The organism is Pseudomonas sp. CH61 (assembly GCF_059429415.1).
In genome coordinates this window covers 1678945-1692624 of record NZ_CM182098.1, presented here as the reverse complement: position 1 = coordinate 1692624, position 13680 = coordinate 1678945, and the positions used below count along the sequence as shown (strand labels likewise).

The following is a 13680-nucleotide window of genomic DNA, read 5'->3' as shown; positions in this document are numbered from 1 at the left end:
TGGATGGCGGCTTCGGGCACATGTGTACGAATGACTGATGCCATAAAACCTGTAGGAGTGAGCCTGCTCGCGATAGCGGTGAATCAGTCAAATCACCGCTCAATGACACACCGCTATCGCGAGCAGGCTCACTCCTACAGGGAATCTTCGGTGTTCCCAGGTCCGAGGCATCAGACGAATACCCCTCTCTACCGCATAAAAACAGCCAGAGGTGTTTCCCCATGTCGTCAGCCACATCCCCATCAAAAACCGCATCCACCGTGCACCCCGTCGACCGGATTTTGCCGGTACGACAGATGCTCACCCTCGGCCTGCAACACATGGCCGTCTCGTACATCGGCGCCATCGCCGTGCCGTTGATTGTCGCCAGTGCCCTGAAAATGTCCCACGCCGACACGGTGGTGCTGATCAGCACCACGCTGTTCTGCTCGGGTATCGCCACCCTTCTGCAAACCGTCGGCTTCTGGAAATTCGGCGTGCGCCTGCCGATTCTGCAAGGCGTCGCATTCAGCAGCGTCGGCCCGGTGATCGCTATCGGCAGTAACCCGGAAGTAGGGTTCGCCGGAGTCTGCGGAGCGGTGATCGGTGCAGGGTTGTTCACCATGCTGATGGCGCCGTTCGTGGGGCGATTGCGGCGATTTTTTCCGCCCGTGGTCACCGGTTGCATCGTCACCGTGATCGGTTTGCAGCTGTTCCCGATTGCCTATGAATGGGTCGGCGGCGGACGCAACGCGAGCAACTTTGGCGCCCCGGCGTTTCTCGGCGTGGCGGTGGTGGTGTTGCTGACGATTCTGCTGGTCAACCGTTATGGCAGCCCGCTGCTGCGCAACATGGCGGTGTTGATCGGCATGCTGATCGGCGCCGGTCTCGCCTACGGTCTCGGGATGGGCAGTTTTCACAGCGTCGAAGAAGCGCCATGGCTGACCGTGCCCTACCCGTTCTACTTCGGTTTGCCGACCTTCAGCCTGATCCCCATCGCGACCATGGTCGTGGTGATGATCGTGCAAATGGTCGAGTCGATGGGGCTGTTCGTGGCCATCGGCGACATCGTTGAAAAACCGGTGGAAGACAAACAGGTCATCAACGGCCTGCGCGCCAATGGCCTGGCCAGCACCATCGCCGGCATGTTCGCCGCGTTTCCGTTTATCGCCTTCATGGAAAACGTCGGACTGGTGATCCTCACTGGCGTGCGCAGCCGCTGGGTGGTCGCGGTCAGCGGCTTGCTGATGTGCTCGATTGCCTTGGTGCCGAAGGCCGGCGCGATCATCGCCTCGATGCCGACTGCGGCCCTCGGTGGTGCCGGCATCGCCATGTTCGGCGTGGTCGCGGCGGCGGGCATTCAGACCCTCGCCAAAGTCGATTACGAGCGCAATCGCTACAACGTGCTGATCGTCGGTTTCACCATCGCCGCCGCGCTGGTGCCGGTGCTCGCCCCCACCCTGTTCAAGCAACTTCCCGAGTGGTCGCAGCCGTTCCTGCACAGCAGCGTGGTTATCGCTTGCCTGGTGTCGGTGCTGCTCAACGCCGCCCTGAATGGCGTCAGCGTGGCGCAAACCACCGCCAGCAAATCCGCCTCGCACATCCTTTAGTTTGGAGCTGCCCATGACTCAACTTCAGAACATCCTGATCAAGAACCCGGTCGCGGTGATGGCCGGCCTGCGTGGCCCCCGCGCGCGGGCCGGGGCCGTGGACATCCGCGTGGTCAACGGTCGCATTGCCGAAATGGCCGCCGACCTGCAAGCGCAACCCGGCGAACGGGTGATCGACGCGCGCCATTGCGTGGTCTATCCGGGCTGGATCAACACCCACCATCACCTGTTCCAGAACCTGCTCAAAGCCGTGCCCGCAGGACTGAATCAGGATCTGCAAGGCTGGCTGGCGAGCGTGCCCTACCCGCGCCTCAACCGTTTTACCCCGCAACTGGCGCGCATCGCCGCGCGTCTGGGCATGGTCGAGTTGCTGCTGTCCGGCGTCACCACCTGCGCCGACCACCATTACCTCTACCACGCCCACGGCAGCACCGAGACCGGCGACTTGCTGTTCGATATGGCCGATGAATTCGGCCTGCGTTTTGTGCTGTGCCGTGGCGGCGCGCTGGAGTCGGCGAGCGCGCATCCGGGCTTCTCGAAAACCGCGCTGCAACCGGAAAGCCTCGAGCAGATGGTTGGCGATATCGAGCGGCTGAAATCGCTGTATCACCAGGACACCCCGGACGCGATGCGTCGCGTGGTTGTCGCCCCGACCACGCCGACGTTCTCCCTACCGCCGACGCTACTGCGCGAACTCGCCCACACCGCACGCGGCCTCGGTTTGCGCCTGCACACGCACCTGTCGGAAACGCAGAACTACGTGAATTTCTGCCGCGAAAAATACAACTGCCTGCCGGTGGAATTCGTCGCCGAACACGAGTGGCTCGGCCCTGACGTCTGGTTTGCCCATGCCGTGCATCTACAACCTGGCGAAATCCGCATGCTTGCGCAGACTGGAACGGGTATCTCCCATTGCCCGGTGAGCAACGCCCGACTGGGCAGCGGCGTCGCGCCGGTGCCGCAGATGTACGAAGCCGGCGTGCCGATTTCCCTGGGCGTGGATGGTGTGGCCTCCAATGAGTCCGGGAGCATGGTCGGCGAAGCCAACACCGCGTGGCTGATCCACCGCGCCGAACAAGGCGCCTCGGCGACCACCGCTGAAGACGTCATTCACTGGGGCACGGCGGGTGGCGCGCAGGTGCTTGGCCTCGGCGCCGTTGGCACACTTGAAGTCGGTCAGGCGGCGGATCTGGTGATCTACAGCCTCGACCATCCACGGTTCTATGGCTTCCACGACAGTGCCGTTGCACCGGTGGTAGCGGGTGAGCCGATCACGGTGAGATACAGCCTGGTCGGCGGCCGCGTGGTCGTGGATAACGGCGTGATTCCGGGGCTGGATATCGAACGCATGCGCGCCGAAGCGTGGGAAGGTGTGCAACAACTGATGAACGTCGACGACTGATTTCCAATTCACCACAACTTCAATGTGGGAGCGAGCCTGCTCGCGAAGGCATACTGTCAGCCACTGCAACATTGACTGATCCAACGCTTTCGCGAGCAGGCTCGCTCCCACATAAAGCCGTCGCATTCGCGACTTCCGGCTTTGTCGACTAACGTTAATACCTCATCGGACAGAGCCCCTGCCCGCAACACCGGGCTCTTGATCAAGGAGAGACTGATGACGTCGCGTCGCACCATCGAACAGACTTACCGCACCTGGTCCAGCCCGATTCTGCTGGAGCTGAAAAAGCGTGAGCACCAAATGAAGCCGGTAGAGCGTCAGGCCCTTGAGAATGTTTTGCTGGAAAGGAGGTTGCTGGACATCGGTAACCCGAATGGTGATGAACGTCGCCGAAACAGCGGTGGCTGATACTGCGCTTTCGCGAGCAGGCTCGCTCCCACAAGGTTTGGAGTGGTTCACAAAATGTGTATTCACCCGCAATCACTGTGGGAGCGAGCCTGCTCGCGAAGAGGCCGGTGCAGTCACCCTCACGACTTGGGCCGACGCACCACCCTTACCCGTCCACTGTCGCCGCCACCGCAATAAAAGCGATCCGCGCCGTCCGCCTCCAGCCCGGAGACACCCTGCCCCGCGGGCATCTTCAGCGACTCGATAACCTTTCCGTCCTGCGCATCGATCCGCCGCAGCTCACTTTCATCTCCCTCCCAAGTACCATGCCACAACCCGCCATCTACCCAGGTCACACCCGTGACAAAGCGGTTCGACTCCAGCGTGCGCAGGATCTCGCCGGTCTGCGGATCAATCTGATGAATCTTGCGCTCGCGATACTGCCCGACCCATAACGAGCCGTCCGCCCAGGCCATGCCTGAATCACCGCCATTGCCCGGTGCCGGAATGGTGTGCAGAACGCGTCCGGTGGCCGGGTCGATTTTGTGGATGTGGCGGTCGGCAATCTGGTACAGGTGCTGGCCGTCGAAGGCGGTGCCACCGTCGGCGCCGACCTTGAGCGTGCGCACGGTTTCGCCACTGGCCGGATCCAGGGCGTTGAGCTGTCCGTCGCTGGCGAACCAGACCTGCTGGCCATCGAAGGTCACGCCGTGAATGCCTTTGATGCCATCAAAAGGGCCGTACTCGCGAAGGATTTCTGCGTTTGCGTGTTTCATGGAGGCTTCCTCGTGGATGTGTGGGTCCAGCCTAACCATTGCCCAGCGACACCGGGAGTAACAAGATCGTCGCGAAACCGGGCATCGGCGGCGTCATCCAGCGCCGCGCCCGGCCGACACCGAACGCCTGCACTTTGTCCGCCCGCGCCAGAGCCTCCAAGGCGCGTTGCACCTGGCGCTGGCTGTTGCCCAAAGCCAGTGCCAGCGCTGAACTCGACCAGGCCTCGCCGTCGGCAAGCAAGGCCAGCAACGCCGCGTATTTGTCTTCGACTGGCAGTGTCAGCAGTGCCAAATCCTCGGCCATCAGCGCAAACCCCTTTGGCGTCGCGCTGATGTTCGCCAGCGGTGCCAACGCTGCACGCAATCGGCCAATTTCGACCCGCAGGCGAGCACGGTGCGATTCATCCGTGAGGGGAAAACCAAAGGCTGTGACAAACAGTGTTTCGCGCGCCACATCGCCTGGCCAGGCTTGCGCAAGTAATCGTGCGAGATTGAACAGCACCGGCCGCGTGGCCAGCGCCACCGTCATGCCGGCACCGCGCACGCTATAGCGGCAGGCATCGACGATCAGTGTCGACGAGTTGAACAAAGCTTCAACCTGCGCCAGATTCACCCGTTGTGCCTGACCGGCAACGATCAACCGCGCTGCCGGCGCAGCGAGCATTTGACTGGCGTGATCGACTTCGGCGCTCAGTGCGGCAATCCCGGCCTGTCGTGCCGCAACCTGGGCCCGAACCAGAGCCGCATTGGCTTTTTTTGCCTGGACTCGGCGCACGGCGATCCCGGCGGCGATCAACTCATGAGCAGTACGCAGCGCCGGCGGCAGCGGCGCCGGATCAGTTTCACCCAGCAACGTTTCGGCCTCTTGCAGCTCGCCAATCAACAGCAACCGGCGAATCTGCAAATAGCGCGCGTGCGCCGCGTTCACGCCGTCACCGTGCTCCTGCAAGACCCGCCGCGCCGCCTCCAGCGCTTTCACCGGCCAGCCCAGATCCCGCGCCGCCAGCGCGACCTCGGCCTCGGCGACCACACAACGCGCCCGCGACAGCGGTTCATTGTTGCCAAACGCCTTCACGGCTCGTTGCAATAACGCCTTGGCACGGGGCAGATCACCGAGCTGAGCCATGGCAATTGCGCGCAGGGCCAGCGCCGGCGGGTCCTCACGCAGAGCGACGTAGTTCAACGCGCCGAGCGGGTCACCAGCAGACAGCGCGCGGCCGGCGGCGTTGATCAGCGAATCCATGGCTCGTCCGTCCCTCGATGGCTGAATCGTGAGCTGAGTCTGATCGCTGATTATGGCGCGTTTGGACGCTTGATCGGCTGTTTCAGTTGTTGCAACATCGGCACAGCTTTTCCAATGGATGGAGTCGAGCATGCTGGATGCAAACGCTAGCCACATTACCTTCACTGTCGAAGGCGCCAACGCCGACCTGCAAGTGTTTAGCTTTGTTGGTCGTGAAGCCATCAACCAACCGTTCCGTTTCGACCTCGAACTCGTCAGCGCCCGCCCCGACCTCAAACTCGAAGAGCTGCTGCACAAGCCCGGCGTCCTGACCTTCGGCGCCACCGGCGAAGGCAAGATCCATGGCTTGGTCTACCGCATCGAGCAAGGCGACTCCGGCAAGACCCTGACCCGTTACAGCCTCAGCCTGGTGCCACAACTGGCCTACCTGCGGCACAACCACGATCAGCAGATTTTCCAGCAACTGACCGTACCGAAGATCATCGCTCAGGTGCTGGAAGATCGCGGCATCCTCGCCGACGCCTATAGCTTCCAGCTCGGCGCCGAATACCCGCAGCGCGAGTACTGCGTGCAGTACGACGAATCCGACCTGCATTTCATCCAGCGCCTGTGCGAGGAAGAAGGCATTCACTTCCACTTCCAGCACAGCAGCAGCGGCCACAAACTGGTGTTCGGCGACGACCAGACCGTGTTCCGCAAGCTGAAATCGGTGAGCTACCAGCAAGACTCCGGCATGGCTGCCGACAAACCGGTGATCAAACGCTTCAACCTGCGCCTGGAAACCCGCACCACCCGCGTCAGCCGCCGCGATTACGACTTCGAAAAACCAAAGATCCTCCCCGAAGGCGCGGTCAAAACCGAGTTCGCCCCGGACCTCGAGGACTACGACTACCCCGGCCGCTTCACCACTCGAGAGCGCGGCAAGTTCCTCTCCACCCGCGCGCTCGAACGCCATCGCAGCGACTACAAACTCGCCGAAGGCAAAGGTGACGAACCGACCCTCACCAGCGGCCACTTCCTCACGCTGGCCGAACACCCGCGCGCCGAATGGAACGACCTGTGGCTGCTGCTGGAAGTCTTCCACGAAGGCAAACAACCGCAAGTGCTCGGCGAAAACGTCACCAGCGACGTCACCGACCACAAAAGCGATTTCCACCAGGGCTACCGCAACAGCTTCCTCGCCACCCCGTGGGACGCGCACTACCGCCCTGCCCTCGAGCACCCGAAACCAAAAGTCCTCGGCAGCCAGACCGCTGTGGTCACCGGCCCCGCAGGCGAAGAGATCCACTGCGACCAGTACGGCCGCATCAAAGTACAATTCCACTGGGACCGCGACGGTCAGTCCAACGACAAAACCACCTGCTGGATGCGCGTCGCCAGCGGCTGGGCCGGCGCAGCCTACGGCGGCATCGCCATCCCGCGCATCGGCATGGAAGTCCTCGTCACCTTCCTTGAAGGCGATCCCGACCAGCCACTGGTCACCGGTTGCCTGTACCACAAGGAAAACGTCGTCCCCTACGACCTGCCGGCAAACAAAAGCCGCAGCACCTTCAAAACCCTGAGTTCACCGGGCGGCAAGGGCTACAACGAATTCCGGATTGAAGACAAGAAAGGCGTCGAGCAGATCTACATCCACGCCCAACGCGACTGGGACGAAAACATCGAGCACGACCAGAAGATCCGCGTCGGCAACGAACGTCACGACACCGTCGAAGCCAACACGCTGAGTGAGTTCAAGGTTGAAGAGCACCGGATTACGCATTTGGATCGGATTAGCGAGATGCGTGCGGATGATCACCTGACCGTGGGTGTGACGCAGCATGTAAAAGTCGGCACCGCTCAATTCGTCGAAGCCGGCAGCGAAATCCACTACCACGCCGGCGACAAGGTCGTGATAGACGCCGGCATGGAACTCACCGCCAAGGCTGGCGGCAGTTTCGTCAAGGTCGACGCCGGCGGCGTGACCATCAGCGGCGCTGAAGTGAAGGTCAATACCGGCGGCGCGCCTGGGGTTGGCACCGGGATCAGGATTCTGGTGCCGTTGATTCCCGGCGCAGTTGACACCGATAAATTCGGCCAATTGCCTGACAGCGCGCCGCGCAGTCACAAGGCGCGCTACCTGTTGCTGGATGAGAAAACCGGTGACCCTCTGGTGGGTACCCCCTATACATTGAAGCTCGCTGATGGCACCCGAATTGCCGGTTATACCAACGAAGAAGGAAAAACCTTTCAGGCACACAGCAGCAGCCCGGCAGAGGTTGAACTGCTGACACCTGTACGCAAACCCGAGCCTGAAGAGCCGTTGATCAGGGCGGGGGAAAGCGCACCCAAGGAAATGACCCTGGACTTCAAAAACGCCAACTCGGAGGGCTGAATCATGCCGGTCATGCAACCACCTCAAACGCCACAAGGCTGCACGAACACCAGTATCGAAGGTACGGTCAAACAAGCACCGCTGCCCAATCCTGATAACAAACCGTATCTGATGGAAAAAGCCAATTACGCATCGCGGTTTCCCAGATTAACGATAAAAAAAGCCAAAGATGGCGACTTCACCGGCATGGAGCTTAAACAGCTGGTAATGAGTGGATTGATTCGGGCAGATGAATATCGCTGGGAATTCAAATGGGATTACAAAGCTGAAGTCTGCTTCGACATGTCGTCCCTCCCCCCCAAACCATTCCTGAGTTCCTCATGGCTGGGCGACGACGTGAAGCCAGACCCCACGCGGCGCCATTCACTCTTTCCATTTCCTAAAGGTTCAGTCAAAGGATTATTACGGCGTCCCGACGTTATCATCGTCAAGACACGCAGCTTGCGTTGGCCGGGACAAGCTGGAACAGATCATCAAGGTGTTGCGCATCCGGATAATCTGGAGAGGCTAGTGGAAGTGAAGTTTCCTGGGGACGTCCTCGGTATGGCACAGCGAGAGGCTTATCTGGATATAGCAGGTGGCCCAAACCGTTTTTCTGTACTCGAAATCAATGATTGTCGAGATGACGGCGAGCGTGAACGCGACCGCGAATACAACAGACAACATAAGCCTACTGGTGAGTTCAACCCACAGCAATGGCCTGTTTTGCTGCCCCCGACCGGAGGCCCGGGGCAAGCCCCAAGACCCGCTCCGGTCCCTGTTCCCGCGTACGGCCCAACAGCGACACCCAGACCGGCGCGGGTCGAAAGCTGGACGCAACTTCAAGAGGCCGTTGAAGGACTCCTGGAGCAAGGTGCTCAGGGCATTCGAAGGCTATCGCAAGAAATGCAACAACACCTCGAAGACGCCGCTACGTGGCTCGGAATCAAGGGTCAATGGATTAGACGTGAGTCTCAAAAAGCCTGGGAATGGGTCAGTGAAACAGGTGCGAAAATCGTTCGCTGGACGGATGAGCAACTCAGGGCTGCGTGGAAGGAAATTCAGCATTTCACCGACCTGACCTTGGAAAAGCTCAAGGAAATCGACTGGATGCAAGTATTGATTGACGTAGGAACAGTCGTTGCCACCGTAGTGGTGGCTTTTGCTATTGGAGCTGCACTGGTTGCTGCCGGTGTGCCTGCTGCTATTGTCGCAGCAATTTTGGTTATCGTTCGACTGGCTCAGCTTTCATGGGCCGTGCTGGCCACCATTTTGGGCGGCGCTGCTATCACTGCTGCGGCGACAGCCTGATAAAAGAGAGCTTTATGAATACATTGGAAAAACTGAGCGAACAAGCTCCAGACCTGACGTTTGAGCTACCCGATAACACCCCCGTTGTACGACTCGGGCTGATCGCAACCCTCTACTTCAAGGAAGGCTACTCGCTGCAAAGCAAGCGCAATGTCATGCAATGCTTCACCCGATTCAAGGAAGAGTTCGGCCAGCATCTGAAGGGACAGTTCGACGACCGCTACAAGAAGCTGACAGATTCCGGATTCAGCAAAACCCAGGAAAAAATCCACGAGTCAGGGCCGAACGAACAATACGAATGGCACATCAGCAGCGCCGCAACGGCGAACGAAGCTGCCGCGTACAGCCTGTCCGCACTGAACTCGTTCGAGGTGCATGGCGATCAAAAACGCTCATACCTGAAGTTGACATTGCCCTGGAGTTTCCTGAAAGAGCCCGATGGCGTCGCGCGCTTTGAAGAATGGCTGGTTTACTTGTGCGATCAGGTTGAAGCCGAACATGGCTACGGCGGACTCTCGAGCATACTGCCCTACGACTTCGATCGTTACATGCCCATGGAATTTCAACTGGCGCAGCAATATGTCGGTCTGGAAGTTGACTCAATGGTGCACAACTTCAAACGAGAACTGCTTGATCACATCAAAGGTGTCAACTGGTACACCATTGTTGGCACTCGATTTACAGAGCAACTGGGGGGCAAAGACGGATTACGCCACGCCTTCAGCGGACGTGGCGACGTCGAGATGCTGGATTATCAGGGCGGACTGATCATTCGCGCCGGCGCTTTACCCGAACTGGGCGCTATCCATGAACCTCTACCCGTCACCTATGTAGCGGTGAACCGTGTTTTGAAACAGCTTCGTAATCCAAAACCCGATCAACTGCACACTTATTCACCCTACGGTAACTGCTTCGAACAAGACAGTACCGAGCGCTGGTACGCGCGATTCGACCAAGACGATGCGCATTCGAAAACTCCAGCACGAATAGAGGCCGGTCAGCCTTGTAGCGCCGCGGGTTATTGGTTCAGCCCTGCACAGGCAAACTCCCGACGTTACTTCGATTTGGGGGAAATCATGCCTAGGTTCAGTGGCTCGAATTGGGGCGATACGCTTTGGTATTGGTCGGGGGAAGCGTGAGTGAATTCATCCGAGCAATCCGGCGCTTTTCAGTAGTTCCTGCAAGCCATTCGGCACCAAAGGCGCCTGCTCGCTGAAGCTTGAGCTGTCATGCCAGCGCGCGGTGAAGGGCGCGCCGTCGATTTCATGGCCATCGATCTGTGCGTGGTCGTATACGCCCTGATCGACAAACGTCGCGTCATACACCTGAACGATTTCATGACCTGGTTTGCCGTTGTAGACGAAGAGGCTTTCGAGTGTGCCGAGCAGACGCACGTCACTCATGGACAGGCCCAACTCCTCCTGCACTTCGCGCACGATCGCTTCGGCGCTGGTCTCGCCAAATTCAATACCGCCGCCAATAGGCCGAAAGCAGGTTTGCTGGCTGACCGGGTCACGAAATTCGTTAACCAGAATTTTGCCGTTGTGATGAAAAACGCAAAGTGCGAGCGCGCGAATGCGGTGTTCGGCCATGACTGAAGTCCATTTACAGGTGTGGGGGCGCGGCATTTAAACATGCTTTGCGCGACACACCCGTGGACGTCACTGGAAAAGGCTCGCCTCAGACCGGAGAAATCGTTGCGAGCAGGCCGATCAGAATGGTCAGTGTCAGAAAGCCACCCAGAAAAAACGCCATCTTGTTCATGTTGCTCTCCTCAAAGCTGAGCTTGCGGTGCACTGGGCGCTTCGGGATGAAGGACTGCCGCGAGTGCCGAACCGTGGGGCTATTTTGAGCGGATGACTGAGCTGGTAACAGAGGCAGATCCAGTGAAAAAATACGGATCAGATGCACATCTGATCCGTATGGGCCATGGGCCGATATTCAGATCGCGGCACAAGGGTTCAATTTCGGCGTGGTTGATCTAGAGTCATTGCCGTCGCGACAACAACAAGAAAAATCCTGGAGTGAACATGACCGACCTGAACCTGCAACCCAACGTCGCCGCATCGTTAGGCAAATGGCACGAAATGATCCGCACCGGCAACCTCAGCGCCCTGCCCGGCCTGCTCGACCCGCAAGCCGTGTTCCGCTCGCCGATGGCGCACACGCCTTATCCGGGCGCGCCAGTGGTGTCGATGATCCTCAATACCGTGTTCGAGGTGTTTGAAGACTTCACCTATCACCGTGAGCTGGCGACTGCCGATGGCTTGAATGTGATTCTGGAGTTCAGCGCCAAGGTGGGTTCGAAGGAGCTGAAAGGCATCGACATGATTCGCTTTGATGAGAACGGCAAGATTGTCGAGTTCGAGGTGATGGTTCGCCCGCTGAGCGGATTGCAGGCGTTGGGTGAGGAGATGGGACGGCGACTGGGCGCTTTTCTGGCGTCGGCCAAAGCCTGATTCAGGCACAAAAAAAAGCCCACTGACCGTCGCCGGTTCAGTGGGCTTTGTGTGTCAGGCGGCTAGTTACAGCGCCATATCACGTGCAGCGTTTTCCTTCGGAGCTTCAGCCTTTTCAGCTGCAGGTGCGGCCGGAGCAGCCACCTGACCGATCACTGGAGGTGTCGGCAGTTCGAGGATCTTGGCGGTGTACGCCCACTCTGCAGCCACTTTGGCCGGATCGCTGTTCAGCTGAGTGCCGTAGCTTGGAACGATCTGGTGCAGCTTGGTTTGCCACTCAGGCGATGCAACTTTGTCTTTGAAGACTTTCTGCAGCACGCTCAGCATGATCGGAGCAGCGGTCGACGCGCCTGGCGATGCGCCCAGCAGGCCGGCGATGGAGCCGTCTTGTGCAGCAACGATTTCGGTGCCCAGTTTCAACACGCCGCCCGCGGCTTCATCACGCTTGATGATTTGCACGCGTTGGCCGGCTTGCCACAGGCGCCAGTCTTCGGCTTTGGCGTTCGGGAAGTATTCCTTCAGCGCGTTCAGACGGTCTTCATCCGACAGCATCAGTTGACCAGCCAGGTACTCGACCAGCGGGTATTCCTTGATGCCGACCTTGGTCATAGGCCAGATGTTGTGGGTGGTGGTGCTGGTCAGCAGGTCCAGGTACGAGCCTTCCTTGAGGAACTTGGTGCTGAAGGTCGCGAATGGGCCAAACAGGATGACGCGCTTGCCGTCCAGAACACGGGTGTCCAGGTGCGGAACGGACATCGGTGGTGCGCCAACCGACGCTTTACCGTAGGCCTTGGCCAGGTGCTGTTCAGCGATGGCCGGGTTATCGGTCACCAGGAACGAACCGCCAACCGGGAAGCCAGCGTATTCCTTGGCTTCAGGAATGCCCGACTTCTGCAGCAGGTGCAGAGCACCGCCGCCCGCGCCGATGAAGACGAACTTGGCGTCGGTTTCGGTTTTAGTGCCGTCTTTCAGGTTTTTGTAGCTGACGCGCCAAGTGCCATCGGCATTCTTGGTGATGTCCTGGACTTCGCTCGACAGTTTCAGATCGAAGTTAGGCTTGGTCTGCAGGTACGTGGCGAACTGGCGGGTGATTTCGCCGAAGTTCATGTCGGTACCCAGCGGGCTCCAGGTGGCCGCGATTTTCTGGTTCGGGTCACGCCCTTCCATCATCAGCGGGACCCACTTCTTGATCACAGCCGGGTCTTCGGAGTACTGCATGCCGGCGAACAGCGGGCTCGCTTGCAGGGCTTCGTAGCGCTTTTTCAGGAACTTGATGTTGTCATCGCCCCACACGAAGCTCATGTGCGGAGTGGTGTTGATGAACGAGCGAGGGTTCTTCAGAACGCCTTGCTGAACCTGCCAGGCCCAGAACTGACGGGAGACCTGGAACGCTTCGTTGATCTCGACGGCTTTCGGGATCGTCACGTTGCCTTTGTCGTCTTCCGGGGTGTAGTTCAGCTCAGCGAGCGCCGAGTGACCGGTACCGGCATTGTTCCAGCCGTTGGAGCTTTCCAGGGCGACGCCGTCGAGGCGCTCGACCATTTCCATCGACCAGCTTGGCTCCAGCTCATTGATCCACACACCGAGGGTGGTGCTCATGATGCCGCCGCCGATCAGCAGGACGTCGACTTTCTTTGCTTCGTCAGCATTGGCGGATGTCATCCCCATCGCCAAAGCCAGACCCAGCAGGGCTGTGTTCACTTTTTTAAACATCTGTTGCACCTATGATAAAACGCCTTCCGCCCGCCGCTGTTATCAGTATGCGATCCGCTTTGATGACGCTCAGGCTAGCGTCGCAGATTCCGGCACACTTCAATTTTGACGGGTGGGCACACAAGGCCGACATGCTGCATCGACCTCAGTTAATGTCCCTTCTGAACTGACTTCTTATCATTATTGGCTCAGCTACTTGAGCGACAGGGATTCCGTCGGCCCGCCCGAAGGCAAGCAAACTGAATAAGGTCAAACCAAGTTGGCGCGAAGAATATCACGTCAGGGCAAACCCGCGCGTCTGTTCCCGACTTGAGAGTCTTTTTCCGCTCAGGGACTTATCGGCAGCCAAACGCTGAACATGACCCTCCATCAGTGCGCCGACTCAAACCATCCAGCATTCAAGTGTAGTTGCCCCGCGACCAAGCGCTTTTCGGCAGTGCCTTACTC

12 protein-coding genes are annotated in these 13680 nt (G+C 59.2%); 7 read left to right on the top strand and 5 right to left on the bottom strand.

Features of this window, described 5'->3' with window-relative positions:
• Positions 1 to 221: 221 nt before the first annotated feature.
• The 3 genes from AC5SEM_RS07570 (at position 222) to AC5SEM_RS07560 (ending at position 3399) form a co-directional block, all read left to right on the top strand.
• On the top strand, positions 222 to 1589 hold the full coding sequence (locus AC5SEM_RS07570) for a nucleobase:cation symporter-2 family protein (RefSeq protein WP_116031247.1): 1368 nt from the start codon (positions 222 to 224) through the stop codon (positions 1587 to 1589).
• 13 nt (positions 1590 to 1602) lie between these two features.
• Positions 1603 to 2991, top strand: coding sequence for an amidohydrolase family protein (locus AC5SEM_RS07565; RefSeq protein ID WP_495472543.1), 1389 nt, complete (start codon positions 1603 to 1605; stop codon positions 2989 to 2991).
• Between the two features lie 216 nt (positions 2992 to 3207).
• The gene (locus AC5SEM_RS07560) at positions 3208 to 3399 is read left to right on the top strand and encodes a hypothetical protein (RefSeq protein ID WP_495472542.1); all 192 of its coding nucleotides are present in this window, start codon (positions 3208 to 3210) and stop codon (positions 3397 to 3399) included.
• Positions 3400 to 3518: 119 nt separating this feature from the next.
• Here AC5SEM_RS07560 and AC5SEM_RS07555 read toward each other — a convergent pair whose 3' ends face one another.
• Positions 3519 to 4154: a Vgb family protein gene (locus AC5SEM_RS07555; protein ID WP_495472541.1), complete on the bottom strand. Its 636-nt coding sequence runs from the start codon at positions 4152 to 4154 to the stop codon at positions 3519 to 3521.
• A gap of 31 nt (positions 4155 to 4185) precedes the next feature.
• Entirely contained in the window at positions 4186 to 5397 is a 1212-nt protein-coding gene (locus AC5SEM_RS07550) for a helix-turn-helix domain-containing protein (RefSeq protein WP_495472540.1), read from the bottom strand.
• Positions 5398 to 5527: 130 nt separating this feature from the next.
• On the opposite strand from AC5SEM_RS07550, the gene AC5SEM_RS07545 reads away from it, so the two are divergent.
• Genes AC5SEM_RS07545 through AC5SEM_RS07535 form a run of 3 tightly spaced genes read left to right on the top strand, consistent with a single transcriptional unit; the run spans position 5528 to position 10200 of the window.
• Complete coding sequence (locus tag AC5SEM_RS07545; RefSeq protein ID WP_495472539.1) at positions 5528 to 7771, top strand: type VI secretion system Vgr family protein; 2244 nt, start codon at positions 5528 to 5530, stop codon at positions 7769 to 7771.
• A gap of 3 nt (positions 7772 to 7774) precedes the next feature.
• A complete protein-coding gene (locus AC5SEM_RS07540; RefSeq protein ID WP_007919616.1) occupies positions 7775 to 9061 on the top strand; it encodes a VRR-NUC domain-containing protein in 1287 nt (428 codons plus the stop codon).
• A gap of 14 nt (positions 9062 to 9075) precedes the next feature.
• A complete protein-coding gene (locus AC5SEM_RS07535) occupies positions 9076 to 10200 on the top strand; it encodes a type VI immunity family protein (RefSeq protein ID WP_495472538.1) in 1125 nt (374 codons plus the stop codon).
• A 6-nt stretch (positions 10201 to 10206) separates the two neighbouring features.
• Here the strand turns inward: AC5SEM_RS07535 and AC5SEM_RS07530 are convergent, their stop codons facing one another.
• Positions 10207 to 10653, bottom strand: a complete 447-nt coding sequence (locus AC5SEM_RS07530; protein ID WP_495472537.1) for an NUDIX hydrolase — start codon at positions 10651 to 10653, stop codon at positions 10207 to 10209.
• Positions 10654 to 10741: 88 nt separating this feature from the next.
• A complete protein-coding gene (locus AC5SEM_RS07525; RefSeq protein ID WP_077572209.1) occupies positions 10742 to 10972 on the bottom strand; it encodes a hypothetical protein in 231 nt (76 codons plus the stop codon).
• A gap of 119 nt (positions 10973 to 11091) precedes the next feature.
• On the opposite strand from AC5SEM_RS07525, the gene AC5SEM_RS07520 reads away from it, so the two are divergent.
• Positions 11092 to 11520, top strand: coding sequence for a nuclear transport factor 2 family protein (locus AC5SEM_RS07520; protein WP_495472536.1), 429 nt, complete (start codon positions 11092 to 11094; stop codon positions 11518 to 11520).
• A gap of 66 nt (positions 11521 to 11586) precedes the next feature.
• Here AC5SEM_RS07520 and mqo read toward each other — a convergent pair whose 3' ends face one another.
• Entirely contained in the window at positions 11587 to 13233 is a 1647-nt protein-coding gene (mqo, locus tag AC5SEM_RS07515) for a malate dehydrogenase (quinone) (protein ID WP_123593933.1), read from the bottom strand.
• Positions 13234 to 13680: the final 447 nt, after the last annotated feature.

Bases quoted from the DNA above. Each gene is read 5' to 3' on its own strand.
- AC5SEM_RS07570 (WP_116031247.1), top strand. From the start codon at position 222: ATGTCGTCAGCCACATCCCCATCAAAAACCGCATCCACCGTGCACCCC.
- AC5SEM_RS07565 (WP_495472543.1), top strand. From the start codon at position 1,603: ATGACTCAACTTCAGAACATCCTGATCAAGAACCCGGTCGCGGTGATG.
- AC5SEM_RS07560 (WP_495472542.1), top strand. From the start codon at position 3,208: ATGACGTCGCGTCGCACCATCGAACAGACTTACCGCACCTGGTCCAGC.
- AC5SEM_RS07555 (WP_495472541.1), bottom strand. From the start codon at position 4,154: ATGAAACACGCAAACGCAGAAATCCTTCGCGAGTACGGCCCTTTTGAT.
- AC5SEM_RS07550 (WP_495472540.1), bottom strand. From the start codon at position 5,397: ATGGATTCGCTGATCAACGCCGCCGGCCGCGCGCTGTCTGCTGGTGAC.
- AC5SEM_RS07545 (WP_495472539.1), top strand. From the start codon at position 5,528: ATGCTGGATGCAAACGCTAGCCACATTACCTTCACTGTCGAAGGCGCC.
- AC5SEM_RS07540 (WP_007919616.1), top strand. From the start codon at position 7,775: ATGCCGGTCATGCAACCACCTCAAACGCCACAAGGCTGCACGAACACC.
- AC5SEM_RS07535 (WP_495472538.1), top strand. From the start codon at position 9,076: ATGAATACATTGGAAAAACTGAGCGAACAAGCTCCAGACCTGACGTTT.
- AC5SEM_RS07530 (WP_495472537.1), bottom strand. From the start codon at position 10,653: ATGGCCGAACACCGCATTCGCGCGCTCGCACTTTGCGTTTTTCATCAC.
- AC5SEM_RS07520 (WP_495472536.1), top strand. From the start codon at position 11,092: ATGACCGACCTGAACCTGCAACCCAACGTCGCCGCATCGTTAGGCAAA.
- mqo (WP_123593933.1), bottom strand. From the start codon at position 13,233: ATGTTTAAAAAAGTGAACACAGCCCTGCTGGGTCTGGCTTTGGCGATG.